Origin of the sequence: Microbacterium sp. DT81.1 (assembly GCF_049844955.1) — a bacterium.
Classification (GTDB): domain Bacteria; phylum Actinomycetota; class Actinomycetes; order Actinomycetales; family Microbacteriaceae; genus Microbacterium.
Genome location: NZ_JBNCMA010000001.1, coordinates 382,678 through 405,838, shown reverse-complemented (window position 1 = coordinate 405,838; position 23,161 = coordinate 382,678). Strand labels below are relative to the sequence as shown.

Sequence of the window (23,161 nt, the reverse complement as noted above, 5' to 3'; positions counted from 1 at the left end):
CGGCGACGGCGAGGCGCGCGGGATCGAGATGACCTTCCCCGGCCGGGCACGCGGCCTACCGCCTCATGCGCCCGGATGCATAGACTCGAAGCGAGGGCGACCCGTCGCCCGGATGGAGGGGGTGGCGCCATGCGAGCGCGTGGGTCGATGACGCTCGCGGCCGGTCTCACGGTTCTGCTGTCGGTGACGGCCCTTCCTGCTTCGGCCACCGACCCGGTGCAGCTGAGCACGGGCTATGTCTTCGACGACGTCGACGTCCTGACGCCCGCGGAGGAAGCCGAGGCGGACGCGCGCCTGCAGCAGCTGCGCACCGGCACCGGCATCGACCTCTGGGTCGTGTTCGTCGACGAGTTCACCAATCCCGCCAGCGCCGAGGACTGGGCGACCGAGACGGCGCTGGCGAACGGGCTCGGTCCGACGCAGTACCTGATGGCGGTCGCGACCGACGGCCGCCAGTTCTACATCTCCGGCGACAGCGAGGGACCGGTGTCCTCCGAGCAGCTCGGCCGCGTCGAGCAGCAGCAGGTGCAGCCGGCGCTGGCGAACGAGGACTGGAGCGGTGCGGTGGATGCCGCAGCGGCGGGTTTCGAGGATGCGGCCGGAGGCGGCGGCGGGATACCCGGCGCCGGAGGCGGGGGCGCGGGGAGCGGTCTCTTCACCGGCATCCTCTGGCTCGTCGTGATCGGGCTCGGGGTTCTCCTCGTCGTGTGGCTGGTGATACGCAGCCGTCGCAAGAAGACCCAGCCGGCGGTCGCCGGTCAGGCAGCGCCGGCGGTCGAGCAGATCAGCGTGGAAGACCTGGCGCGGCAGGCGGGTTCGGCCCTCGTGCAGACGGATGACGCGGTGCGGACGAGCGAGGAGGAACTGGGTTTCGCCAAGGCGCAGTTCGGCGATGAGGCCACGCGGGAGTTCGAAGCCGCCCTCGCGACGGCGAAGCAGAATCTCACCCAGGCGTTCTCGCTGCAGCAGCAGCTGGATGATGCGACACCGGAGTCGGAGGAGCAGGTGCGCGCGTGGAACGCACAGATCATCCAGCTCTGCGCCGACGCGAACGCCGGGCTAGACGAGAAGGCCGCGGCCTTCGACGAGCTGCGCAAGCTGGAGCAGAACGCGCCGGAGGCGCTGGCACGAGTGCAGGAGGATCGAGCGGCGGTCGGCGCAGCGCTCGGCCCTGCCGAGACCGCCCTGGCCGGCCTCGCCCAGCGCTACTCCCCCGACGCACTGGCCACCGTGGCCGACAACTCTCAACAGGCGCGGTCGCGTCTGGCATTCGCCGATCAACAGCTGACCGAGGCACAGCGCGACATCGGGGCGGGCAGGGGCGGCGAGGCCGCCGTCGGCATCCGTGCGGCGGAAGAGGCGGTCGCTCAGGCCCGGATGCTCGAGGCCGCGATCGACAAACTCGGGGCCGACCTGGCAGAAGGCGAGACGCGGGCCACGGCGCTGATCGCCGAGCTCGAGCAGGACGTGGCGACGGCATCCGCTCTGCCCGACCCCGACGGCCGGCTCGCCGGTGTGATCGCGGCGACGCGCCAGCAGGTCGATCAGGCGCGCACACACCTCGCGGGGCCCGCTCGCCGGCCGCTCGTCGCGCTGCAGAGCCTGGAGGCCGCGAACGCGCAGATCGACTCGTGGATCCAGGGCGTCCGGGATGCCGCGGCGCAGGCGCAGCGCGCCCAGCAGATGCTCGGGCAGACGATGCTCCAGGCGCAGGCCCAGGTGTCGGCGGCCGAGGACTACATCGTCGCCAGACGCGGCGCCATCGGCGCCGAGGCGCGCACCCGGCTGGCCGAAGCAGGAGCCTCTCTCGTGCAGGCGCAGCAGCTGCAGGTCTCCGATCCGCAGCAGGCTCTGGGGCTCGCTCAGCGCGCGGCCCAGCTCGCCGGGCACGCGATCCAGTACGCCCAGCAGGATGTCAGCGCCTTCGAGAACCAGGGTGGCGGCATGTTCGGCGGAGGCGGCGGGGGAGGCGGACGCGGCGGCGGTGACATGATGGGCGCGGTGCTCGGCGGACTCGTGATCAACTCGCTGCTCGGGGGTGGCCTCGGCGGCGGCGGACGCGGTGGCGGCGGCTTCGGCGGCATGTTCGGCGGAGGCGGGGGCGGGGGCGGTCGCATGAGCCCCGGCAGCTTCGGCGGGGGTGGCACGCGGGGTCGCCGCGGCGGAGGTCGCTTCTGAGCCGGCTGGGCGGTCCGACATCCGCCTTCCCCCCATTGACCAATCGGAACAGATCTGACATCTCGATAGAAAGGAACCAGTAATGATGGCAAAGCAGTCCATCTTCGGCCGCATCTCCACCCTCCTCCGGGCGAACGTCAACGCGATGATCGACCAGGCCGAGGATCCCCAGAAGATGCTCGATCAGCTCGTTCGCGACTACACGAACAACATCGCCGACGCCGAGTCGGCGATCGCCGAGACGATCGGCAATCTTCGTCTGCTCGAGCGCGACCACCAGGAGGACGTGCAGGCAGCGGCCGAGTGGGGCAACAAGGCCCTCGCCGCCAGTCGCAAGGCCGACCAGCTGCGCGGCAGCGGCAACACCGCCGATGCCGACAAGTTCGACAACCTCGCCAAGATCGCGCTGCAGCGTCAGATCAGCAGCGAGAGCGAGGCGCGAACCGCCGAGCCTACGATCGCCTCGCAGACCGAGGTCGTCGACAAGCTCAAGGACGGCCTCAACGGCATGAAGCAGAAGCTCGACCAGCTGAAGAGCAAGCGCAGCGAACTGCTCGCGCGCGCCAAGACCGCCGAGGCGCAGATCAAGGTGCACGACGCGGTCAAGTCGATCGACGTGCTCGACCCGACCAGCGAACTCGGCCGCTTCGAAGACAAGATCCGCCGGCAGGAGTCCCTCGCGGCCGGCAAGCAGGAGCTCGCCGCGTCCAGCCTCGATGCTCAGTTCAACAGTCTCGAGGACATGGGCGAGCTGACCGAGGTGGAGGCGCGTCTCGCGGCTCTCAAGTCGGGAACCGCACCGGCGCAGGCGGCGATCGACGCGCCGAGCGCCCCCTACACGCCGTAGGGCGATCCGCTGGATGCCGGGCGCCGGCCCGCCGCTCGACGAGCGGCCGGGGAGGCGCCCGGCCCCTTCCCCGGGCATGGCGCACCCGTTGCCGCGTGGAACGACACGGCGGTCCTGAGGCAGGATGGGCGAATGACCCGTTTCCTCGTCGTCCCCCAGTGGCAGGGCAGCCCGTCGGCCCGCGCCATGCAGCTCATCGACGGCGCCAACGCCATCGCCGGCGACCTGCCACGATCGGCGACGACCGTGCTGGATGTGCCGATGGAGGCCGGCGAGTCCCTCGGCACCGGCGTCCATCGGCTGAGCGCACTGCTGCGCACCAAGGCCCTCGTCGACGAGGCGCTCGCACCGCAGTTCGAGCCCGTGCTGCTGATCGGCGGCGACTGCGGCATCTCGCTCGGAGGCATCGCACACACCGCCCGCGCGCACGACGATCTTGCGGTCGTCTGGTTCGACGCCCACCCCGACCTGCACGGCCCCGAGACATCCACCTCCGGCGCCTTCGGCGGCATGGTGCTGCGTGCGGTGCTGGGAGATGGAGTCGACGGCCTGTCGCTCGAACCGGGAACCGTGCTGCCGTCCCGCGTGGTGCTCGCGGGAGCGCGCTCTTTCGATGACGCCGAGCAGGAGTATGCCCAAGGGCGGCAGCTCAGGGAGCTCGCGCCCGCGGCACTCGCCGAACCCGGTGCCCTCGCGGAGGCGGTGCGAACAAGCGGCGCCCGCAGCGTCTTCGTGCACGTGGACCTGGATGTGCTGGATCCCTCCGAGATCTCGGGAGTGACATCCGCCCAGCCCTTCGGCGTCTCGCTGGTCGACCTCCTGGCCTCGATCGCCTCACTCCGCGCGCAGGTGCCCCTCGTCGGCGCGGCGATCACCGGGTTCTCTCCCTCATCGCCCACCGCCGCGATCGAGGACCTCGGCACCATCCTCCGCGTCGTCGGAGCGCTCGCGTGAGCCCCGCGCCTCCTCCGGCCGGCTGGCGGGCGGCGGCCGCGACCGCCGTGGCGAGGAGTCAGAGGATCGAGCGCATCATCCCGCCCGCGCTGCTCGACTCACCGATCAGTCGCCTCGGCTACTGGTACGGCTCCGCGGTGGGGTGGGTGTGGGGCTCGATCTGGAGCACCGGACGCATCGAGCGCCGCCACGGGCTGTGGGTCTTCCGCGGCATGCCGCGCTGGGCGTTCCCGCGGGGTGGAGTGTGCGTCGGCGGATGCTTCCTGACCGGCGACGGCGCTCCGGCCGCGACCGATCGGGTGCTGGCGCACGAGGCCGTGCACAAGCGCCAGTGGCAGCGGTACGGCATCCTCATGCCCCTGCTCTACACGCTCTCCGGCCGAGACCCGCTGCGCAACCGGTTCGAGATCGAGGCCGGACTCGCGGACGGCAACTACGTCCCGCGCGGAACGTAGCGGGCGCGACCGGAGCCTCCCCGGCCGCGCCCGTCGTCACGACGCGTTGTTTCGCGGCGTCACTTGTTCGGGTAGAGGTGTGCGTTGCACCCTTCCTCGCCGAACGGCAGGACCACCTGCGCCGCCCCATGCACGCTGAACATATCGCGCGCCTCCTTGGGGATCTGGCCCCAGTTCTGTGTCACACCGGGCTCCGGCGGCTGAGTGCCGTCGAAGTCCTCGAGACCCGAGAACGCGCAGAGCGAGCGGGCATTCTCCCCCGCCGGGGTCTCACCACCGTTGCCGCCGATCTCGCCCGCGAAAGCACCGCCGGCCGAACCGAAGACAAGCGCGGCCCCCACCGCAACCCCCCACAGAATCTTCCTACGCATATTCCTCCCCTTCCCAGATGGATGGCGAGCATCATCGCTCGTCGGCGGACATGCAACTCCTCTTTCGGGTCGCGCACAAGAGAGGGCCCGGTGGGGACACATCGAATCCACGGGTCCGACCGAGCTTCGGCACTCGCGCCGCTCGATCGTGAGCTCGCGGTCACCAGCCGAAGCGCCGCCGAACTGTCAGCGCGCGGTCAGGAGCCCGAAGCGCTCCGGGGTGTGGATGGCGTCCGCGGCGACCCCGCACGCGGTCGTGAGGTGGTCGACGATGTCGGCAGTGCCGAGATAGCCGCCCAGCAGGAAGATGCGGGTGTGGTCCTCCTCGTTGCACAGCATCTCGTCGGCCCACGCCGTGACAGCACGGGACAGGGCGACGCCCGGCGCGCAGCCGCGACCGGTGCCCGGTGCCCCGGATCGACGGGAGCGATCAAGCCAGGTGACTGTCATGCGGGCAGGGGCGTGCAGCTCGACGATGTCGGCGCCCTCCGGCACCTCGACGAAGAGGCGCCCGGTCGAGCAGATCGGAAGCGTGGCGAGCAGGACCTCGAGCTCTGCGAGCGAGTGCTCGTCGGCCGTGATGAGGTGCTGCACACGCGTGTGACGCGCGGACCGGCAGGCCGCGGCGTTGTGCTCGGGAAGGTTCGTCATGACGGTCCAACTATACCGCGAGAATAGGGTTGCCTAACCTTGCCTGACTTCACGCGTCATCGACGAGGATCCGTCGGAGCGCGTGGAGCTCGGTGTCGGTCAGGCCCAGGGCACGCAGATAGGCGGTCGGCGACCCGTATCGATCCGTCAGGTATGCCAGCAGTTCCCGCATCACTGCGGCCGGCGAGCGCGTCGCGAGCTCCTCGAGATTCACGGCTTCCGGATGCAGCGAGGAGAGCATGCGCACGATGTCGCGGTTGCGCCACTCCGGCAGCATGCCCTCTGTGCGTGCGTAGTCCGCGATCACGGCCTCCTCGTCGACGCCGGCCGCCACGAGGGCGAGTGCCACCGTCACGCCGGTGCGGTCCTTGCCGACCGTGCAGTGCACCAGCACCGGCTGGTCGGCGAGGAGTCCACGGATGACCTCGAGAACCCGAGCGCCGGACTCATCCACCAGCGCGCGGTACATCTGCCTCAGCGACGTGTCGCGCTCGAAGAACGACGCGACGGAACCAAGGAACAGCGGCACGCGCACCGTCTCGACCTCGAGAGCCTCGACGCGGCTCGGAGCGTGGAGCACCTCCTCGTCCGCACGCAGATCGATGATGCGGCGGATGGCGAGGGCCCGGAGCGCCTCGACACCCTCCTCTTCGAGGTGCGCGAGATTGCCCGAGCGGTACAGCACGCCGGGGCGCGTGGTGCCATTCCCCGCGGAAAGGCCCCCGGTGTCGCGGAAGTTGACCGCACCGGGAATGAGGGAGCCGAGCGCGTCGCCCGTCATGACCCGGACCGCGGCGGCACCGGATATCGACCGGCGATCGCGACGCGGTTGAAGGCATTGATCGAGACGCAGATCCAGCTCAGCGCGACGTACTCCTTCTCGCTGAGCACGCCGCCCACGCGGTCGTACACGTCGTCGGGGATGCCCGCTCGGTGAATGAAGGTGAAGGCCTCCGCCAGTTCGAGACCCGCTCGCTCGCGGTCGCTGAAGACGCCGGAGTCGCGCCAGGTCGGCAGCTGGCCGATCTCGTCGACGGTCACTCCTGCGGCGAGCGCCCGATCGACGTGGATCCGCACGCAGAACGCGCATCCGTTGAGCTGCGAGACGTGCAGCATCACGTACTCCTTCAGCCGGACATCGATCCCGTTTGCCTTCGCGATCCCGTGGACGGCCTTGGTGAAGGCTTCGAGGGTCTTGTAGGCCTCCGGCTCGGACCGGGAGAGATGAACGCGCGTCTCGGTCATGACTCCAGCCTAGGGTCCGGTGCGGCAGGCGGGAACGAGCGGCGACGGCTGTCCCAATGACCCGCTCGCCCGCGAACATAGCTTCGAGAAATGCAGACTGCTGAATGAAGAACCTGACTAACTGGCAGATCGCCAACCCAAACTGCGCCTTCGCTGTGCACCCTGAACCTCGATTACGCATGCGCTCCGAAATGGGCGGACAATGAAGCGTCCCCGACCGCCACACCAGGAGTACGCGCGTGAGCACAGGCACGTCCGCCACGGACACCTTCGATGAGTTCTCGTTCCTGCCCGAGCAGGCGCGCGAACTCGGGGGCGGGCACCCCGTCCCCTCTGGCGAGCGCGTCACGCTCACTCTCGAGGACGGACGCGCCCTCAGCGCGCTGCGCTACGGCACCGGATCACCGGTGGTCACCTTCCTGCACGGAGCCGGCCTCAACGCGCACACCTGGGACACGACGATCCTCGCTCTGGGGCTCCCCGCCCTCGCGATCGACCTGCCGGGACACGGCGACTCGTCGTGGCGCTCGGACATCGACTATTCGCCTCGCACGCTCGCACCGGATGTCGCCGCCGGCATCGCGGCGTGGACCGACGTGCCGCAGCTGCTGGTCGGGCAGTCCCTGGGCGGCCTGACGGCCGCCTCCATCGCGGCATCCCGCCCCGAGCTGGTGCGCGAGGTGCTGGTCATCGACATCACGCCCGGGATCGACACGTCGGCGGGTCCGTCGCAGCTGCGGGAGTTCTTCGCGGGGCCGACGGATTGGGCGACGCGCGAAGAACTCGTGGAACGGGCCCTCGCATTCGGCCTCGGGGGATCGCGCCGCGCGGCCGAACGCGGCGTGTACTTCAACTCCCGCGTGCGAGAGGACGGCCGGGTCGAATGGAAGCACCACTTCGCCCATCTCGCGGCCGCAGCCCTTGCCCCGGCCGATCCCTCCGCCGACGGCGAGACCGCGGTCGAGGCACCGGCCGCACCGCCGACCCTCGGCCCCACCGGCTGGGAAGACCTGTCGCAGGTCGCGGTGCCGATCACGCTTGTCCGCGGCGATCAGGGATACGTCTCCCGAGCCGACGCCGAAGAATTCGCGCGTCGCCTGCCGCGGGCGGCCGTGACCACGCTGGCAGCCGGGCACAACGTGCAGGAGTACGCTCCCGGCGAACTCGCGGCGCTCATCCGCGCGGCATCCGACGATTCGGGGAACGCCTGATGCCCTTCCGACGTTCTCTGTAACGCCCAGACCCTCCCAGACCCCCACCCCTAGGCTGAATCCCGCACCGAGCGCCCGCCGTGACTCCGGACAGAATCCGGAGAACGCGGCTCCCGAAAGGAAAACCCACATGCTCCGCCGCACCGCCTTCCTCGCCACCGCCGCCGCGGCAGCGCTCATCCTCAGCGCGTGCTCCGGCACGCCGGAGGCCGCGCCGACCCAGACGGGCGCGCCCGATCCGGATGCGTCGCTCACCGTCGGGCTGGTTCTCGAACCGGACAATCTCGACATCCGCCACACCAGTGGTGCGGCGCTCGAGCAGGTACTCGTGGACAACGTGTACCAGGGTCTCGTCACCCGCACGGAGGACAACGAGATCGTCCCCGCTCTCGCGAGCGACTTCGAGGTGTCGGACGACGGCCTGACCTACACCTTCACGCTCAACGAGGGGGTGACCTTCCAGAACGGCGAACCGCTCGTCGTGGAGGACGTCGTGACGTCGCTCACCCAGGTGAAGGACGACGCGACGATCGTCGGCCACGACGAATTCGCCGGCGTCGCCTCGATCACCTCTCCCGACCCGGCCACCGTGGTGATCACGCTCACGGAGCCGAACCAGAACTTCCTCTTCACGCTGACCAGCCCCGCGGGACTCGTCTTCAAGGCCGGAGACACCACCGACCTGCAGACCGATGCCAACGGAACAGGGCCGTTCTCCCTCGAGCGGTGGAGCCAGGGCGACAGCCTCACCTTCCTCCGCAACGACGCGTACTGGGGCGAGGCGCCCCAGGTCGCCGAGGTCGTCTTCCAGTACATCCCCGACTTCACCGCCGGCGTCAACGCGGCCCTCGACGGAAGCCTCGACGTGCTGACGGCCGTAGACCCGAACCTGGCGCCGCAGCTCGAGGGCACCGACTTCGCGCTGACCCAGGGTAAGACGACGGACAAGGGGACGCTCGCCTTCAACAACGCCAAGGCGCCGCTCGATGACGTCAAGGTGCGCGAGGCGCTGCGCCTGGCTATCGACCACGAAGCCCTGGTGGAGGCGCTCGGTGCCGGCTCGACGATGTACGGTCCGATCCCCGAGCTCGACCCCGGCTACGAAGACCTCTCCGACGTCGTCAGCTACGACCCCGAGCGCGCCAAGGAGCTGCTCGCCGAGGCGGGGGCCGAGGATCTCGAGCTGACCTTGACGATCCCCTCGTTCTACGGCACGACCGTGCCGCAGGTGCTCGTCTCCAACTTCGACGACATCGGCGTCACCCTCACCGTCGAATCCGTCGAGTTCGCCACCTGGCTGCAGGACGTCTACACCAACAAGGACTACGACCTGAGCTTCGTGCTGCACGTCGAGCCGCGCGACTTCGCCAACTTCGCGAACCCCGAGTACTACTTCAACTACGACAACCCCGAGGTGCAGGCGCTGTACGCCGAGGCGATGGCGACGGTCGACCCGGACGAGTCGGCTGAGCTGCTGGCCGAGGCCGCGCGCCTCGTCTCGGAGGACCACGCCGCGGACTGGCTGTACAACGGCGCGACGATCACGGCCGTGGGCCCCGGGGTCGACGGATTCCCCGTCGACTCGATCAACTCGCGCATCAACCTGGCCGAAGTGACGGTCTCGAGGTAACGGTGTCGCCGGAGTGATCCGCTACGCGCTGACGAGGCTGGCCCTGCTGGTGGTGGGGCTGTTCGTGGCCGGCGTGCTGATCTTCCTGGCGCTGAGGGTGCTGCCGGGCGACGTCGCGCAGCTCATCGCCGGCACCCAGGGCACCCCGGAACAGGTCGCCGCCATCCGCGAGCGTCTGGGCCTGAACCAGCCGCTCCCGGCGCAGTACTTCGACTGGATCGGCGGCGTGCTCCGGGGTGACCTCGGATCGTCCATGCTGACCGGCTCGTCGGTGGCGACAGAGCTCGCCCAGAAGGCCCAGGTCACCGTGCCGCTCGGCATGATGGCCCTCGGAATCGCCATCGTGTTCAGCGTGCCGCTCGGGGTGCTCTCGGCGATGCGACGAGGGCGCGGTGACGGCACCGCGCTGTCTGTGGGCGCTCAGGGCCTGGCCGCCGTGCCGGTGGTGTGGGCCGGGATGATGCTCGTCGTGGTGTTCTCGGTGTGGCTCGGGTGGCTTCCCGCCCAGGGCTTCCCCCGCACGGCGTGGTCGACGCCGTGGCTCGCCTTCACGTCTCTCCTGCTGCCCGCACTCACGATCGGCATCGTCGAGGGGGCGATGCTGATGCGCTTCGTGCGCAGCGCAACCCTGCAGGCCGTCGGTCAGGACTACGTGCGCACCGCCGCCGCGAAGGGGCTGACGCGCAACCAGGCGCTGATCCGGCACGGGCTGCCGAACGTCGGACTCTCGGTCATCACGGTGCTCGGGCTGCAGGTCGCGGGCATCATCGTCGGCGCGGTCGTCATCGAGCAGCTCTTCACCCTTCCCGGAATCGGGCGGATGCTGGTGCAGGATGTCGGTGCCCGCGACCTGGTGAAGGTGCAGGGCGAGCTGCTCGTCCTGACGGGGTTCGTGCTCGTGGTCGGCTTCGTGGTCGATCTGCTGCACCGGGTGATCGATCCGCGGCAGAGGGAGTCATCGTGAACCGCTGGCTGTGGCTGCGGCGCCTGTGGGGGCTCTCCACGGGCCGGTTCGGGCTGATCGTCGTGGCGGTGGTGCTCGTCACCGCCGTCGTCGCCACGTTCTGGACGCCGTTCGACCCCCGCTCCGTCGAACTGGCCAACCGATGGGCGCTGCCCGGATGGCCGCATCTGATGGGCACCGACGGGTCCGGCCGCGACATCCTGAGCCTGATCATCGCCGGGTCGCGCACGACGGTGTTCGTCGCCGTGGGCGCCGGGCTGATCGCGACGTTCTTCGGCGTGCTGTTCGCCGCCCTGGGCGCCCTGACCGCGCGGTGGGTGCGGGAGACGGTGGCGGTGTTCATCGACATCCTGATCGCGTTCCCCGTGCTGATCATCGCGATGATGATCGCCTCGGTGTGGGGCGGATCACTCTGGGTCGTGATCTGGGCCGTGGGCATCGGCTTCGGCGTGAACATCGCCCGCGTGACGCGGCCGGAGCTGCGCCGGGTGCTGGGGAGCGAATTCGTGCTCGCCGGTCGCGCATCGGGGCTCTCCCCCGCCCAGAATCTCTGGCGGCACCTCATGCCCAACGTGGCACCGGTGTTCATCGTGCAGCTGTCGTGGTCCATGGCCGTCGCCGTGCTGGCCGAGGCGGGGCTGTCATATCTCGGCTTCGGCGCGTCCGTCACCGAGGCGTCGTGGGGTCTGCTGCTCGCCGATCTGCAGCGCTACATCGCCCTCTACCCCCTCTCGGTGATCTGGCCCGGGCTCGCGATCACGTTCACGGTGCTGGGGCTCAATCTGCTCGGCGACGCCCTGCGCGAGGCCACCGACCCGACCCTCTCGCGGGGGAAGGACCCCCTGCACCCCCCTCGGGGCTCGATCCGCCACGTGCCCGAGGTGGTCGCATGAGCCTCGAGGTGCGGGACCTCACCATCGACATCGACGGGCGGCGCGTCGTCGACGGGATCTCGTTCGAGGTGCCGGACGGGGCGCGCGTGGGGCTGATCGGCGAGTCGGGGTCTGGCAAGTCGCTGACGGCCCTCGCGCTCCTCGGACTGCTTCCGGACGGCGCGACAGCGGGCGGAAGCGTCCGGTGGAACGGCACGGAGCTGATCGGGATGCCGGATGCCGAGCTGGCCGCGCTCCGAGGCGACGAGATCGGGATCGTCTTCCAGGAGCCGCGGACGGCCCTCAACCCGATCCGCACCGTCGGACGGCAGATCGCCGAGTCGATCCGCATCCACAACGACGTGTCGAAGGCGGAGGCCCGGGAGCGCGCCGTCGCGGCCGCCGAGCGTGTCTCGCTCCCCGACCCGGCCGCTCTCGTCCGGCGCTACCCGCATCAGCTCTCCGGCGGCCAGCGGCAGCGCGTCGCCATTGCGATCGCCCTGGCGTGCTCTCCGCGGCTGCTGATCGCCGACGAACCGACCACGGCGCTGGATGTGACCATCCAGGCCGAGATCCTCGAGCTGCTGCTCTCGCTCGTCCAGGGTGCCGGCATGTCCCTGGTCTTCATCACGCACGACCTCGCGGTGCTGTCCCAGATCGCGACGCGCGGAGTGGTGCTCGAGCACGGCCGAGTGGTCGAGGAAGGACCGGTGCAGCAGCTGCTGACTTCCCCGCAGTCGGCCATCACCCGGGGACTGCTCCGCGACGCGACGGCAACCCTCTGGCGCCCGGGCGGTGCAGCATGAGCGCGCTTATGACCGGTCGGAGCCTGACGCGGCGCTACCCCATGCCCAAGGACTCGTTGTTCGAGAGGAAACGGTTCACGACCGCGCTCGAGAACGCCGACATCGAGGTCGCCGAAGGTCAGGCGGTCGGCATCATCGGCGAATCCGGCTCGGGAAAGTCGACGCTCGTGCGGCTGCTCCTCGCCCTGGACACGCCCACCGAGGGGACGGTCGAATTCGACGGGCGACCGGTGGATGCCGCGGCGAGCGCCCGCGCGCTGCATTGGCTGCGCCGCCAGACCGGCATCGTGTTCCAGGACCCGTACGCGTCCCTCGATCCCCGGATGAGCGTCGGACGCATCATCGGCGAGCCGCTGTGGGCGCTCGACATCCCCGGCGACCGCCGGGGCCGTGTGCGTGAGGTGCTGGAGGACGTCGGGCTCGAGGCGTCGATGGCCGACCGCTTCCCGCACGAGTTCTCGGGCGGCCAGCGTCAGCGCATCGCCTTGGCTCGCGCGCTGGCCCACCGACCGCGGGTGCTCGTCGGCGACGAACCACTGTCGGCGCTCGATGTGACCGTGCGCGCCCAGATCCTCGAGCTGCTCGGCGAGCTGCGGGAGCGGGACGGCCTCACCCTGGTGATGGTGTCGCACGACATCGGGGTCGTTCAGAACCTCTGCGATCAGGTCGTCGTCATGAAGGACGGCCGCGTCATCGAACGAGGGCCGACGGATGCCGTGCTGCTCGCTCCCGGCGAGGAGTACACGCGGCGACTGCTGGCCTCGATCCCGGTGATCGAGACCGGGCCTGTCTGACGCCCGATGTCGCGGCACGCCCTTAGCCTCGGAGGATGAGCAAAATCCCCTACGCGATCGTCCCGCCGTATCTGCTCGCACACATCGCCGCGGCCGCCGAGCCGCGCTTCCCCAAGGCGGCACAGGCCGCGAGGGCGACCCTGGCCGTGGATCCCGTCCTGAATGCGGGGCGTTCGCGGCTTCGTCTCTCGATCGACGGCGACACGCTGGTGGCCGAGAACGCTCCGGCGCCTGATCGCACCATCAGCGACGCCGAACAGCTCGAGGATCTGCCCGGCGTCGTGGTGCGGGAAGAGGATGACGGCCCCGTGGGCGATGCCGCGGTCAACGAGGCGTTCGACGGCCTCGGCGCGACGTACGACCTCTTCTGGGACGGGTACGTCCGTGACTCCATCGACGGGGAGGGCGCCCCGATGAATGCCACGGTGCACTACGGCCAGGACTACGACAACGCGTTCTGGGACGGCGAGCGCATGGTCTTCGGCGACGGCGACGGCGAGGTGTTCCGCGGATTCACCGGCTCCCTCTCGGTGATCGCGCACGAACTCTCGCACGGCGTCATCGAGCGGGAGGGCGGCCTGACCTACGAGGGGCAGTCCGGCGCTCTCAACGAGTCGATCGCCGACGTCTTCGGTGCACTGACGGAGCAGTACCTCCTGGGGCAGGACGTCGAGCAGGCGTCCTGGCTGATCGGCGAGGGAATCTTCACCGATGCCGTGGAGGGCAAGGCCCTGCGTTCGATGCGGGCACCCGGCACCGCCTACGACGACGACGTGCTCGGCCGCGACCCGCAGCCGGCGCACATGGACGGCTATGTGCGCACGACCGATGACAACGGGGGCGTGCACATCAACTCCGGCATCCCGAATCGCGCCTTCTATCTCACCGCCGAAGCCCTCGGCGGCAACGCGTGGGAGCGCGCGGGTCTCATCTGGTATCGCGCGCTCACGAGCAGCCTCCCCTCCGATGCGACGTTCAGCGTCTTCGCCGACGCCACTGTGGCGGCGGCCGCGGCGGAGTACGGTGGAGACTCGGAGGAGACGCGCGCGGTCCGGGCCGGCTGGATCGGCGTCGGCGTGATCGAGGATGAGCTCAGCGAAGCCTGACAACCTGCTTACCGAAGAACCCACAATCACCGTGATCGTCGCACGCACGGGCGGCATCGCCGGCATGCGGCGCGAATGGCGGGCGGAGCCTCCCCCGAAGGAGGAGCCGCACTGGATCGCACTCATCGAGGAGTGCCCATGGGATGCCGACCCCGGCGACGCCGGCGGCGCCGATCGCTTCGTCTGGAACATCGAGGCGCACTGCGGACCACGGCAGAAGCAGGCCGAGCTTCCCGATCGGGCGGTGCAGGGCCCGTGGCGGGAACTGGTGGACGAGGTGCGTGCGTTCAGCCAGCCGGCCAAGCCCGAGGCGCCGGTGAGCCCCGCGGGCCGCGGCGGTCCCCGGGCGGTCTGACGCTCAGCGCGCGAAGAGCTTGCGCTTCTTCTGCGGCTTGAGGTGCTTCTGCAGCGAGATCGTGCCGAGCCACCGGCCGAACTTGAACCCGACGCGACCCATCCGTCCGACCTCTTCGAAGCCCAGCTTCTCGTGCAGGGCGATGGATGCCTCGGCGCCCTTGTCGCTGATCACCGCCACGATCTCGCGGATGCCCACCGCCTCGCAGGCGGCGATCAGGGCCTCGAGCAGCGCACGGCCGAGGCCCTTGCCGGCCGCACCCGGACCGAGGTAGATCGAGTTCTCGACCGTGAAACGGTACGCGGACTTGCCGGACCAAGGTTGGACCAGGGCGTAGCCGAGCACCTGCCCGCTGGGGGATTCCGCGACCAGGAACGGCATCCCGAGCTTCTGCAGGTGCTCAAACTTCTCGCGCCACTGCTTGAGCGTCCAGCGCTTCTCGTCGAACGTGACCGAGGAGTTGGTGACGTAGTAGTTGTAGATCTCGCGGATGTCGGGGATGTCGCGGAGCTCGGCCGGGCGGATCTCGAACCCGAACGGCCGCTCGGTCTGGGCCTGCGCGCGGAGATGTCGCGGCAGCCGCCGCGGCTTCTCGTACTCCTCCTCCAGCATGGCGAACAGCCTACGCGGGGAGGCGCCAGTCGACCGGGCGGGCGCCCTGGGCCACCAGGAGGTCATTCGTGTGTGAGAAGGGCCGGGACCCGAAGAAGCCACGACTGGCCGACAGGGGCGACGGGTGCGCGGACTCGACGATGGGGGTGGCGCCCAGCAGAGGGCGGAGGTTCGCGGCATCCCGCCCCCAGAGGATGGCGACGAGCGGGCCCGGCCGGGCCACCAGTGTGCGGATCGCGTGCTCCGTGACCTTCTCCCACCCCCAGCCCCGATGGGAGGCCGGGGCGCCGGGGGCGACGGTCAGCACCCGGTTGAGCAGCATGATGCCCTGATCCGACCAGGCGGAGAGGTCGCCGTGCGGTGCGGGCTCGATGCCCAGGTCGTCGTGCAGCTCCCGGTAGATGTTCGTGAGGCTCCTGGGCAACGGCCGAACGTGCGACTCGACGGCGAACGAGAGACCGATGGGGTGTCCCGGCGTCGGATACGGATCCTGCCCGACGATCAGCACGCGCACGTCAGCGAGCGGCCGCTGGAACGCCCGGAGCACGTGATGTCCCGCCGGAAGGTAGCGGCGTCCGGCGGCGACCTCGGCGCGCAGCCGCTCGCCGATGGCGGCGATGTCGGGGGCGACCGGGCCAAGCGCATCGGCCCAGCCGGCATCCATCATGCCAGCCTCCGCCAGCTGCGGCAGGGTTCTCGCCACGGCTTCAGGCCCCGACGCGCGATTCGTCCGACACGGGGCCGTGTGCCGACCACGGGAAATCGATCCACAGGTCGGTTTCGCGCCAGGAATAGTCCGGCAGCTCGATCGAGCCCGGCTTCGTGTAGATCGTGGCCGAGCGCACATCGGCGCCCTTGCCGCGCAGCAGCTCCACAGCGAGCTTCAGGGTGCGTCCGCTGTCGGCGACGTCGTCGACCAGCAGGACGCGCCGTCCCTCCAGGTACTCGAGGTCCAGATGCGGGGGCAGCAGCTCCGGGTTCTCGAGCACCGTGCCGATGCCGGTGTAGAACTCCACGTTCAGCGCCCCGCAGTTCTTGGCGCCGAGCGCGTAGGCGACAGCGCCGCCGGGGATGAGACCGCCGCGCGCGATGGCCACGACGACCTCCGGCGAGAAGCCGTCACCGAGGATGCTGCGCGCGAGGTCGCGTGCAGCCTCGCCGAACGCGTCCCACGTGAGCCGCTCTCGAGTATCCGTCATGTCGTCCTCTTCGTCTGTGGAGCGGGGTCGGGGTGGACGTCGGGCGTCAGTTGGCGCGCACCGTCAGGGGGCCGCGGGCGAGAAGGTGCTGCGCCGACTGCGCGACCGGCCGCATCGTGATCATGTCGAGGTTGACGTGGCCCGGCGCATTGAGCGCGTAGGCGATCACGTCGGCCACGTCATCCGCCACCAGCGGAGCCACGACGCCCTCGTAGACCTTCTCGGCGGCATTCTGATCGCCGCCGAGCCGATTGCGGGTGAACTCCTCGGTGTAGACCATTCCCGGGGCGACCTCCACGACGCGGATCGGCTCACCGTTCAGCTCGAGCCTCAGCGCATGCACGAGCATGGCCTCTCCGGCCTTCGCGGCGTTGTAGCCGGCACCGCCCGGATAGGCCGTCTGCGCGGCGGTCGATGTCACGAACACGGTGTCGGCGTGACCGTCGGCATCCGCCGCCCGTCGGAGGTGAGGCAGCAGCGCCGCGACGACGCGCTGGGCCGCCAGCACGTTGACATCGAACATCCACGACCAGTCGTCGGGCCGGGCGTTCTCGACGCGATCCGTGCCTCGCGCGCCGCCGGCGACCTGCACGAGCGCGTGCACGGGGCCCGACTCGGCCAGCCACGTCGCCAGCGCATCCACATCGGCCTGGCTCGTCAGGTCGGCCGCGAACACGGCCGCGCCCGTCTGCGCCTCGAGGGCGGCGAGACGGTCGGCGCGGCGCGCCACCCCGACGACATCCCATCCGGCGGCCCGCAGGGCCCGCACGGTCGCCTCCCCGATCCCGGAGCTGGCACCCGTCACCACAGCACGTCGTGTCATCCCTCCACGCTACCCGGGCGCCGCCGGATGCTCGCTCGTCCTTGTTACGTCACATTTCCCCCTCGTTGTTGACAACTCGGCCCGCCCGTACCTTGGCAGAGCCGGGCACCACGCCCGGACCCACCCGACTTACCGCAGGAGCACACCATGTCCGCACCCGAGAACTGGCGTTTCGAGACCAAGCAGATCCACTCGGGGGCGCAGCCTGACCCCACCACCAAGGCGCGGGCCACGCCGATCTACCAGACGACGTCGTACGTGTTCGACAACGCCGACCACGCGGCCAACCTGTTCGCTCTGGCCGAGTTCGGCAACATCTACACGCGCATCCAGAACCCCACCCAGGATGTCGTCGAGCAGCGTCTCGCCGCGCTCGAGGGGGGCACCGGCGCTCTGCTGCTCGCGAGCGGCCAGGCGGCCGAGACCGCTGCAGTGCTGAACATCGCCGAGGCCGGCGATCACATCGTCTCGTCGAGCTCGATCTACGGTGGCACCTACAACCTCTTCAAGTACACGCTTGCGAAGCTCGGCATCGAAACGACGTTCGTCGAGAACCAGGACGACGCCGAGGAGTGGCGCGCCGCCGTCCGGCCGAACACGAAGCTGTTCTTCGCCGAGACGATCGGCAATCCGAAGATCAACATCCTCGACATCCGTCTCGTCGCCGATGTCGCCCACGAGAACGGCATCCCGCTGATCGTCGACAACACGATCGCGACGCCGTACCTGATCAAGCCCTTCGAGTTCGGTGCCGACATCATCGTGCACTCGGCCACGAAGTTCCTCGGCGGCCACGGCACCGTCATCGGCGGCATCATCGTCGATGGTGGGAAGTTCGAGTGGTCGAAGAACGTCGACAAATTCCCCGGCCTCACGGTCCCCGACCCCAGCTACCACGGTGCCTCGTACACGGCGGCCGTCGGCGATGGCCTCGCATACATCATCAAGGCGCGCGTGCAGCTGCTGCGCGACCTCGGTGCCGCCATCTCGCCGCAGAGCGCATGGCTGCTGATCCAGGGCATCGAGACCTTGTCGCTGCGCATCGAGCGCCACGTGCAGAACGCGCAGGAGATCGCCGAGTGGCTCGAGAACCAGGAGGACGTGGCGTCGGTCAACTACTCTGGCCTGCCCACCTCCCCCTGGTACGCGAAGGCCAACCAATACGCGCCGAAGGGCGTCGGCGCCGTGCTGTCGTTCGAGCTCAAGGGCGGCGTGCAGGCGGGTCGCGAATTCGTCAACTCGCTCACGCTGTTCAGTCACCTCGCCAACATCGGCGACGTGCGCTCGCTCGTCATCCACCCCGCTTCGACCACGCACTCGCAGCTCACACCGGAGCAGCAGCTCACGACGGGCGTGACGCCCGGCCTCGTGCGCCTCTCGCTGGGCCTCGAGAACATCGAGGACCTGAAGGCGGACCTCGAGCAGGCGCTCGGAGCCGCCCGCCGCGTCGTGGAGGCCGCACGCGCGTAGATCCTCGCGCTTCGCGGATGCCCCGGTCCTCGGCGACCTGGGCATCCGCCGTTCATTCGCCGGCAGCGCGGATCGGCCCCGACCCGTCCCACCACCGGAGCACCCGGAGGGCTCGGAGGGTGATCCATCGGCTCGGGAACCCTTCGGCCTGGTCGAAGTCGAAGTGGGTCGCTCCCGCGTGCGTGTTCTCGAGCATCCAGTACCCCCGCGGCCTCTGCTTCGCTCGCAGCACTTCGATCGCCTCGGCGCACCGGTCATCCCTCTCGGGGCGCGCGATCCGGAAGTGGTCGAGTCCACGAAGGATGTCGTAGAACCAGCGCGTCGGATCGGACAGCATCAGGAAACGGGGGTCGGCCACCTCGCCCGTGGAGCGGCGCCGGAACAGGGCGCGCTCGAGGAGGTACTCCTCGCCCGCTCGACGGGCGTCGGCGACGGCGGCGTCGACGCCACGCGCCCGCTCCCACTCGAGCAGCCCTTCGATCGAGCAGATGGTCGAGTGGAACGATGAGACGGCATCGCCGTGCTCGGCCCAGCAGTTCCAGCCGCCGTCGCGGAGGTGGACCGCGAGCAGGCGTTCGACGATGCGCGCGGCGTCCTCGCCGAAGTAGGCACCGGAGGCCAGGGCGATGCCATTGATGCACGGTTCGGCCTCCCCGTCGAAGTAGGGTTCGCCGTTGTAGTCCCAGCGGGCGTTCTCCCGCACGAGCCCGACGGCACGCCGGGCCTGCTCGCTGCGCGGATCGAGCCCGAACTCCCGGAGCGACTGCAGGACGAAGTGCGTCGCCGTCCACGCATCGAAGAACGGCTTGGAGTCGTCGGCCCACGCCGGCCGGTAGGTGCCGCCATCCCACTGGCCGTCGGCGCCCTGCATCGACAGCAGCCGCCCGCCCCATCCATCGGTCGAGACCCGCGCGCGCTCGGCCTGGACTTCGTCCGCCGGTGCGTCCATCAGGTCCTGCATCACCTGCCAGCGGATCGCGGGGTCGGAATCGAGCAGCCAGCCGAGGACATCCATGCCCGGAAGTGTAGGTCGCGGCGGCGACATGGGCACCGTCGGCGACGCGGGAGTGGCACCGACGTGCCTAGAGTGTCGACATGAACGACCCGCTCGCGTCGCAGTATGAGGAGTTCGGCCGCCGGTGGGCGCACGACACCTCTCCGCTCTACGAACAGTGGTCCCTCGGCATCGCCGGAGACAGGGAGGTGCTCACGCTGCTCAGATCCCTGCCCGCGGAGAAGCAGCAGCCCAACCTGATCTTCGCCTCCGCCCGGTGGGCGGGCGGCCCGCTCGCGGGGTATCCCGAGTGGCGGGATTGGCTGGTGCAGAACTGGGATGCCGTCGCCGACGTGGCCCGGGCGCGCACGACGCAGACCAACGAAGCGGGGCGCTGCGCGACGTGGATGCCGCCGCTCTCCCGCATCGACGGACCGGTGGCGCTGCTCGAGGTAGGAGCCGCCGCCGGGCTGTGCCTGTTCCCGGATCGGTACGGCTACGAGTACACGACGCCCCCCGGCATCCGGCGCCTCGAGCCGGCGGAACCCACCTCGGTGACGCTGCCCTGCCGCATCGATGACGCGGACGCCGTTCCCGCTCGCTATCCCGAGGTGGTGTGGCGGCGCGGCATCGACCTCGCACCGATCGACGCCTCCGATCCCGCGCAGATCGACTGGCTCGCCACGCTGATCTGGCCCGGTCCGGTGCACGATGAGCGGGTGGCCCGTCTGCGGGCCGCCGCCCGGATCGCGAGCGCCGATCCGCCGCGGATCGCGCGCGGCGACCTGCTCGAACTGCTGTCCGACGTCGCGGCGGAGTCGCCGGCCGACGCGACGCTGGTGGTGTTCCACAGCGCCGTCCTGCTGTATCTCGATTCCCGGCAGCGGCGCCGGTTCGCGGAACTGATGAGCGGACTCGGCGCGGCCGTCGGGCGGCGGGTGATGTGGCTGTCGAACGAGACGAAGGGAACGCTCGACGAGATCGACGCCCAGGTGCCGGCGGGTCTTGACACGTCGCACCGATTCGTGCAGACGCGCGACGCCACGGCGATCGCTCTCGCCGGCCAGCACGGGGCGGTCTACGAGACCGCGCCGTTCCGCGCCTGAGGCGTCTGGGAGCTCAGGCCCTGGTCTTCGGGCGCACGTGGGAGAGGCCGCCGTCGACGGCGAGCACCTGACCGGTGACCCAGTCGTTCGCGGGGTCGAGGAGGAACACCACGGCCCGGGCGACATCGTCGGGCTCCCCGAGCCGCCCGAGTGCGTGCATCGCCTCGGACACCTTCCGCGACCCCTCCGTCGACGTCAGCGACGCCGTGAGGCGCGTGCGGGTCAGACCCGGCGCCACGGCGTTCACGCGCAGGTTCTGCGAAGCGTATGAGGCGGCCGCCGAGAGTGCGAGCCCCACCACGCCGGCCTTCGCGGCGGCGATCGCCTCGTGGTTCGCGAGACCCGCGAGGGCCGCGGCCGATGACACCAGGACCAGCGAGCCTCCGCCGCGCATGTGCCGCCCCGCGGCACGCACGGTCGCGAAGGCGGTGGTCAGCGACGCGGCGATGACCTCGTCGTACTGATCGCGGGTGGTCAGGTGCGCGGGCTTGAGCAGCATGGAACCCGCGAAGCACACCGCGCCGTCGAGCACGCCGGCCGCCGCGAAGGCCGCGTCGACCGCGTCGAAGTCCGTCGCATCCAGCACCAGGTCCGCCCCCGACGCATCGCTGCGCGCTGTTGTGAGCACCTCGTGCCCCGCCTCGCGAAGCAGGTGCACGCTCGCCTGCCCGATGCCGCTTCCCGCGGCCACCACCAGAAATCGCGCCATGGCACCATTGTGGGCTGTAACACGGGGGTGTCGGCGCACGGTGGGCCGTAGCCTGGGACCTCACGCGAAAGGCGGAATCGGCGATGGACTGGCAGACCTCCGCGGTCACCCGCAGGGTGCCATCCGGCGACACCGCCCCAACCCCGAAAGGCGCTGGCTGATGGACTGGCAGACCTCCGAAGACACGGTGCCGTCGGCGCCCGTGACGGAGGCCGACGCCCGCATGCTGCTCGGACGCCCACCCGCGACGGGCGCCTGGCGCGACGGCGATCCCGCCGGCGACCGGCGCTTCGCCGCCTTCGGTGCCTTCCGCACGGAGGGCGGGCAGGAGCTGCCCGGGTTCCGCCTCGCGTTCGAAACGTGGGGCGAGCTGAACGCCGCGCGCGACAACGCGGTGCTCGTGCTGCACGCGCTGACGGGCGACAGCCACGTCCGAGGGCCGGCGACGGCCGGTCATGCCACGAGCGGCTGGTGGGACGACGTCGTGGGCTCGGGCGGCCCGATCGACACCGACCGCTGGTTCGTGGTCGCCCCGAACATGCTCGGCGGGTGCCAGGGGTCCACGGGCCCCGCGAGCATCGCCCCCGACGGGTACGAGTGGGCCTCGCGTTTTCCGTACCTGACCATCCGCGACCAGGTGTCCGCACAGGCCCGCCTCGCCGACGCGCTGGGCATCGACACGTGGGCCGCTGTCGTCGGCGGCTCGATGGGCGGCATGCACGCCCTCGAATGGGCGGTCGGCCGGCCGGACCGCGTCGCGCGGGTCGGCATCCTGTCGGCGCCCCCCGTCAACACCGCCGATCAGATCGCGCTGAACTCCGTCCAGCTCGAGGCCATTCACATCGATCCACGCTTCCAGCGAGGCGAGTACTACGACGCGGCGGACGGCGACGGCCCGCACCGCGGGCTCGCCCTCGCGCGCCGGATGGCGCTGCTGAACTATCGAAGCCCCACCGAGCTGAACCAGCGGTTCCAGCGATCGTGGCAGTCGAGCGTCAGCCCCCTCGGGCACGGAGGGCGTTTCGCCGTCGAGTCGTACATCGACTTCCACGGCAACCGATTCACGCGGCGCTTCGACGCGAACTCCTACATCCGGCTGGTCGAGGCGATGAATTCCCACGACATCGGCCGCGATCGGGGTGGGGTCGAGGACGCCCTGGCCCGGGTGACCGCGAGCGCGCTCGTGCTCGGAATCGACAGTGACCGCCTGTTCCCCATCGACGGCCAGCACCGCATCGCGCGCGGCATATCCGGTTCGCTCGATGGCGACCGGGCCGTCGTGATCTCGAGCGACTTCGGTCACGACGGCTTCCTCATCGAGACCGCCGTCGTCGGAGCACACCTTCGGCGGCTGCTCGCGTCATGAGCGGGGTGCTCGCGGAGGCGCCGCACGACCGGAGCCGAGGCGCCGCGCGACCGGCGTGGAGGGGCCGCAGGACCTAGACCGGGCCCTCGCGACCTGAACGGGGACGGTGAGGAGTTCGGCCGAGCCGCCGCGGGATTTCCCGCGGATCCGGGGCCTGTCTCCTTCGGCGCCCGCGGTCGCGACTTCGGGAGGAGATCGAGGATCGGGAGGATGGGTCCCGGAAAGACCGTCCTCCCGATGCCGGATCTCCTCCCTAGCGCGGAGATGCCCGGGACCTTCATCGCACTCCTTCCACGCCCGCCCGCAGCTTCGGGAGGAGATCGAGGATCGGGAGGCGCAGCGGGCGAGAAACGATCCTCCCGAAGCCGGATCTCCTCCGAAAATCGGCATCCACCCATGTCGACATACCGACCGCCTCGAGGCCGTGAATGTAGACGTGCTCG

At 70.1% G+C, this 23,161-nt stretch carries 25 protein-coding genes; 15 read left to right on the top strand and 10 right to left on the bottom strand.

Translation table 11 applies throughout. From position 1 onward, the window contains the following. The first annotated feature begins 147 nt into the window (after nucleotides 1-147). The 4 genes from ACLQ2Q_RS01795 to ACLQ2Q_RS01780 all read left to right on the top strand — a co-directional run bounded on the left by ACLQ2Q_RS01795 (nucleotide 148) and on the right by ACLQ2Q_RS01780 (nucleotide 4,434). Nucleotides 148-2,178, top strand: coding sequence for a TPM domain-containing protein (locus tag ACLQ2Q_RS01795; protein ID WP_425817341.1), 2,031 nt, complete (start codon nucleotides 148-150; stop codon nucleotides 2,176-2,178). Nucleotides 2,179-2,263: 85 nt separating this feature from the next. Next, nucleotides 2,264-3,025 (top strand): PspA/IM30 family protein, encoded by a 762-nt coding sequence (locus tag ACLQ2Q_RS01790; RefSeq protein ID WP_425818587.1) that lies wholly within the window; start codon nucleotides 2,264-2,266, stop codon nucleotides 3,023-3,025. A 132-nt stretch (nucleotides 3,026-3,157) separates the two neighbouring features. Further along, on the top strand, nucleotides 3,158-3,979 hold the full coding sequence (locus tag ACLQ2Q_RS01785) for an arginase family protein (protein WP_425817339.1): 822 nt from the start codon (nucleotides 3,158-3,160) through the stop codon (nucleotides 3,977-3,979). Further along, nucleotides 3,976-4,434, top strand: a complete 459-nt coding sequence (locus ACLQ2Q_RS01780; protein WP_425817337.1) for a Fe-S oxidoreductase — start codon at nucleotides 3,976-3,978, stop codon at nucleotides 4,432-4,434. Before ACLQ2Q_RS01785 ends, ACLQ2Q_RS01780 begins: the two co-directional genes overlap by 4 nt. 59 nt (nucleotides 4,435-4,493) lie before the next feature. Here the strand turns inward: ACLQ2Q_RS01780 and ACLQ2Q_RS01775 are convergent, their stop codons facing one another. The 4 genes from ACLQ2Q_RS01775 to ACLQ2Q_RS01760 all read right to left on the bottom strand — a co-directional run bounded on the left by ACLQ2Q_RS01775 (nucleotide 4,494) and on the right by ACLQ2Q_RS01760 (nucleotide 6,701). Next, nucleotides 4,494-4,805, bottom strand: coding sequence for a hypothetical protein (locus ACLQ2Q_RS01775; protein ID WP_425817335.1), 312 nt, complete (start codon nucleotides 4,803-4,805; stop codon nucleotides 4,494-4,496). Between the two features lie 186 nt (nucleotides 4,806-4,991). Then, nucleotides 4,992-5,456, bottom strand: coding sequence for an SIP domain-containing protein (locus tag ACLQ2Q_RS01770; RefSeq protein WP_425817333.1), 465 nt, complete (start codon nucleotides 5,454-5,456; stop codon nucleotides 4,992-4,994). 49 nt (nucleotides 5,457-5,505) lie between these two features. Further along, nucleotides 5,506-6,237: a tyrosine-protein phosphatase gene (locus ACLQ2Q_RS01765; RefSeq protein WP_425817331.1), complete on the bottom strand. Its 732-nt coding sequence runs from the start codon at nucleotides 6,235-6,237 to the stop codon at nucleotides 5,506-5,508. Continuing rightward, on the bottom strand, nucleotides 6,234-6,701 hold the full coding sequence (locus tag ACLQ2Q_RS01760) for a carboxymuconolactone decarboxylase family protein (protein ID WP_425817329.1): 468 nt from the start codon (nucleotides 6,699-6,701) through the stop codon (nucleotides 6,234-6,236). Before ACLQ2Q_RS01760 ends, ACLQ2Q_RS01765 begins: the two co-directional genes overlap by 4 nt. 239 nt (nucleotides 6,702-6,940) lie before the next feature. Here ACLQ2Q_RS01760 and ACLQ2Q_RS01755 point away from each other — a divergent pair, with 239 nt between their 5' ends. The 8 genes from ACLQ2Q_RS01755 to ACLQ2Q_RS01720 all read left to right on the top strand — a co-directional run bounded on the left by ACLQ2Q_RS01755 (nucleotide 6,941) and on the right by ACLQ2Q_RS01720 (nucleotide 14,439). Further along, nucleotides 6,941-7,912: an alpha/beta fold hydrolase gene (locus tag ACLQ2Q_RS01755; protein WP_425817327.1), complete on the top strand. Its 972-nt coding sequence runs from the start codon at nucleotides 6,941-6,943 to the stop codon at nucleotides 7,910-7,912. Nucleotides 7,913-8,042: 130 nt separating this feature from the next. Beyond that, entirely contained in the window at nucleotides 8,043-9,542 is a 1,500-nt protein-coding gene (locus ACLQ2Q_RS01750) for an ABC transporter substrate-binding protein (protein ID WP_425817325.1), read from the top strand. A gap of 13 nt (nucleotides 9,543-9,555) precedes the next feature. After that, nucleotides 9,556-10,506, top strand: a complete 951-nt coding sequence (locus ACLQ2Q_RS01745; protein ID WP_425817323.1) for an ABC transporter permease — start codon at nucleotides 9,556-9,558, stop codon at nucleotides 10,504-10,506. Further along, entirely contained in the window at nucleotides 10,503-11,399 is an 897-nt protein-coding gene (locus tag ACLQ2Q_RS01740; protein WP_425817321.1) for an ABC transporter permease, read from the top strand. Before ACLQ2Q_RS01745 ends, ACLQ2Q_RS01740 begins: the two co-directional genes overlap by 4 nt. After that, nucleotides 11,396-12,184: an ABC transporter ATP-binding protein gene (locus tag ACLQ2Q_RS01735; protein ID WP_425817319.1), complete on the top strand. Its 789-nt coding sequence runs from the start codon at nucleotides 11,396-11,398 to the stop codon at nucleotides 12,182-12,184. Before ACLQ2Q_RS01740 ends, ACLQ2Q_RS01735 begins: the two co-directional genes overlap by 4 nt. A 41-nt stretch (nucleotides 12,185-12,225) precedes the next feature. Continuing rightward, nucleotides 12,226-12,978: an ABC transporter ATP-binding protein gene (locus ACLQ2Q_RS01730; protein ID WP_425818585.1), complete on the top strand. Its 753-nt coding sequence runs from the start codon at nucleotides 12,226-12,228 to the stop codon at nucleotides 12,976-12,978. Between the two features lie 35 nt (nucleotides 12,979-13,013). After that, nucleotides 13,014-14,084: a M4 family metallopeptidase gene (locus ACLQ2Q_RS01725; protein ID WP_425817317.1), complete on the top strand. Its 1,071-nt coding sequence runs from the start codon at nucleotides 13,014-13,016 to the stop codon at nucleotides 14,082-14,084. A 31-nt stretch (nucleotides 14,085-14,115) separates the two neighbouring features. After that, entirely contained in the window at nucleotides 14,116-14,439 is a 324-nt protein-coding gene (locus tag ACLQ2Q_RS01720; RefSeq protein WP_425817315.1) for a protealysin inhibitor emfourin, read from the top strand. A 3-nt stretch (nucleotides 14,440-14,442) separates the two neighbouring features. Here ACLQ2Q_RS01720 and ACLQ2Q_RS01715 read toward each other — a convergent pair whose 3' ends face one another. From ACLQ2Q_RS01715 to ACLQ2Q_RS01700, 4 genes are read right to left on the bottom strand one after another with little or no spacing between them, the layout of a single operon-like run. Then, the gene (locus ACLQ2Q_RS01715) at nucleotides 14,443-15,051 is read right to left on the bottom strand and encodes a GNAT family N-acetyltransferase (RefSeq protein ID WP_425817313.1); all 609 of its coding nucleotides are present in this window, start codon (nucleotides 15,049-15,051) and stop codon (nucleotides 14,443-14,445) included. A 10-nt stretch (nucleotides 15,052-15,061) separates the two neighbouring features. Further along, nucleotides 15,062-15,718 carry a uracil-DNA glycosylase gene (locus tag ACLQ2Q_RS01710; protein WP_425818583.1) on the bottom strand — a complete coding sequence of 219 codons (657 nt, stop codon included), beginning with the start codon at nucleotides 15,716-15,718 and terminating at the stop codon, nucleotides 15,062-15,064. Nucleotides 15,719-15,758: 40 nt separating this feature from the next. Then, the gene (locus tag ACLQ2Q_RS01705) at nucleotides 15,759-16,250 is read right to left on the bottom strand and encodes a phosphoribosyltransferase (protein WP_425817311.1); all 492 of its coding nucleotides are present in this window, start codon (nucleotides 16,248-16,250) and stop codon (nucleotides 15,759-15,761) included. 46 nt (nucleotides 16,251-16,296) lie between these two features. Next, nucleotides 16,297-17,073, bottom strand: coding sequence for an SDR family oxidoreductase (locus ACLQ2Q_RS01700; protein ID WP_425817309.1), 777 nt, complete (start codon nucleotides 17,071-17,073; stop codon nucleotides 16,297-16,299). A gap of 147 nt (nucleotides 17,074-17,220) precedes the next feature. On the opposite strand from ACLQ2Q_RS01700, the gene ACLQ2Q_RS01695 reads away from it, so the two are divergent. After that, nucleotides 17,221-18,543, top strand: a complete 1,323-nt coding sequence (locus tag ACLQ2Q_RS01695) for a bifunctional o-acetylhomoserine/o-acetylserine sulfhydrylase (RefSeq protein ID WP_425817307.1) — start codon at nucleotides 17,221-17,223, stop codon at nucleotides 18,541-18,543. A 52-nt stretch (nucleotides 18,544-18,595) separates the two neighbouring features. Here the strand turns inward: ACLQ2Q_RS01695 and ACLQ2Q_RS01690 are convergent, their stop codons facing one another. Further along, nucleotides 18,596-19,558, bottom strand: coding sequence for a hypothetical protein (locus tag ACLQ2Q_RS01690; RefSeq protein ID WP_425817305.1), 963 nt, complete (start codon nucleotides 19,556-19,558; stop codon nucleotides 18,596-18,598). A gap of 80 nt (nucleotides 19,559-19,638) precedes the next feature. Between ACLQ2Q_RS01690 and ACLQ2Q_RS01685 the strand changes: the two genes are divergently transcribed. Next, nucleotides 19,639-20,643: a DUF2332 family protein gene (locus tag ACLQ2Q_RS01685; protein ID WP_425817303.1), complete on the top strand. Its 1,005-nt coding sequence runs from the start codon at nucleotides 19,639-19,641 to the stop codon at nucleotides 20,641-20,643. 13 nt (nucleotides 20,644-20,656) lie between these two features. Here ACLQ2Q_RS01685 and ACLQ2Q_RS01680 read toward each other — a convergent pair whose 3' ends face one another. Next, nucleotides 20,657-21,352, bottom strand: a complete 696-nt coding sequence (locus tag ACLQ2Q_RS01680) for an SDR family oxidoreductase (protein ID WP_425817301.1) — start codon at nucleotides 21,350-21,352, stop codon at nucleotides 20,657-20,659. 160 nt (nucleotides 21,353-21,512) lie between these two features. Between ACLQ2Q_RS01680 and metX the strand changes: the two genes are divergently transcribed. Then, on the top strand, nucleotides 21,513-22,718 hold the full coding sequence (gene metX / locus ACLQ2Q_RS01675; RefSeq protein ID WP_425817299.1) for a homoserine O-acetyltransferase MetX: 1,206 nt from the start codon (nucleotides 21,513-21,515) through the stop codon (nucleotides 22,716-22,718). Nucleotides 22,719-23,161: the final 443 nt, after the last annotated feature.

What these genes read in the sequence shown, in the direction of transcription:
- ACLQ2Q_RS01795 (WP_425817341.1), top strand. Translation starts at nt 148, where the DNA reads ATGACGCTCGCGGCCGGTCTCACGGTTCTGCTGTCGGTGACGGCCCTT.
- ACLQ2Q_RS01790 (WP_425818587.1), top strand. Translation starts at nt 2,264, where the DNA reads ATGGCAAAGCAGTCCATCTTCGGCCGCATCTCCACCCTCCTCCGGGCG.
- ACLQ2Q_RS01785 (WP_425817339.1), top strand. Translation starts at nt 3,158, where the DNA reads ATGACCCGTTTCCTCGTCGTCCCCCAGTGGCAGGGCAGCCCGTCGGCC.
- ACLQ2Q_RS01775 (WP_425817335.1), bottom strand. Translation starts at nt 4,805, where the DNA reads ATGCGTAGGAAGATTCTGTGGGGGGTTGCGGTGGGGGCCGCGCTTGTC.
- ACLQ2Q_RS01770 (WP_425817333.1), bottom strand. Translation starts at nt 5,456, where the DNA reads ATGACGAACCTTCCCGAGCACAACGCCGCGGCCTGCCGGTCCGCGCGT.
- ACLQ2Q_RS01765 (WP_425817331.1), bottom strand. Translation starts at nt 6,237, where the DNA reads ATGACGGGCGACGCGCTCGGCTCCCTCATTCCCGGTGCGGTCAACTTC.
- ACLQ2Q_RS01760 (WP_425817329.1), bottom strand. Translation starts at nt 6,701, where the DNA reads ATGACCGAGACGCGCGTTCATCTCTCCCGGTCCGAGCCGGAGGCCTAC.
- ACLQ2Q_RS01750 (WP_425817325.1), top strand. Translation starts at nt 8,043, where the DNA reads ATGCTCCGCCGCACCGCCTTCCTCGCCACCGCCGCCGCGGCAGCGCTC.
- ACLQ2Q_RS01735 (WP_425817319.1), top strand. Translation starts at nt 11,396, where the DNA reads ATGAGCCTCGAGGTGCGGGACCTCACCATCGACATCGACGGGCGGCGC.
- ACLQ2Q_RS01730 (WP_425818585.1), top strand. Translation starts at nt 12,226, where the DNA reads ATGCCCAAGGACTCGTTGTTCGAGAGGAAACGGTTCACGACCGCGCTC.
- ACLQ2Q_RS01725 (WP_425817317.1), top strand. Translation starts at nt 13,014, where the DNA reads ATGAGCAAAATCCCCTACGCGATCGTCCCGCCGTATCTGCTCGCACAC.
- ACLQ2Q_RS01715 (WP_425817313.1), bottom strand. Translation starts at nt 15,051, where the DNA reads ATGCTGGAGGAGGAGTACGAGAAGCCGCGGCGGCTGCCGCGACATCTC.
- ACLQ2Q_RS01710 (WP_425818583.1), bottom strand. Translation starts at nt 15,718, where the DNA reads ATGATGGATGCCGGCTGGGCCGATGCGCTTGGCCCGGTCGCCCCCGAC.
- ACLQ2Q_RS01705 (WP_425817311.1), bottom strand. Translation starts at nt 16,250, where the DNA reads ATGACGGATACTCGAGAGCGGCTCACGTGGGACGCGTTCGGCGAGGCT.
- ACLQ2Q_RS01700 (WP_425817309.1), bottom strand. Translation starts at nt 17,073, where the DNA reads ATGACACGACGTGCTGTGGTGACGGGTGCCAGCTCCGGGATCGGGGAG.
- ACLQ2Q_RS01695 (WP_425817307.1), top strand. Translation starts at nt 17,221, where the DNA reads ATGTCCGCACCCGAGAACTGGCGTTTCGAGACCAAGCAGATCCACTCG.
- ACLQ2Q_RS01690 (WP_425817305.1), bottom strand. Translation starts at nt 19,558, where the DNA reads ATGGATGTCCTCGGCTGGCTGCTCGATTCCGACCCCGCGATCCGCTGG.
- ACLQ2Q_RS01685 (WP_425817303.1), top strand. Translation starts at nt 19,639, where the DNA reads ATGAACGACCCGCTCGCGTCGCAGTATGAGGAGTTCGGCCGCCGGTGG.
- ACLQ2Q_RS01680 (WP_425817301.1), bottom strand. Translation starts at nt 21,352, where the DNA reads ATGGCGCGATTTCTGGTGGTGGCCGCGGGAAGCGGCATCGGGCAGGCG.
- metX (WP_425817299.1), top strand. Translation starts at nt 21,513, where the DNA reads ATGGACTGGCAGACCTCCGAAGACACGGTGCCGTCGGCGCCCGTGACG.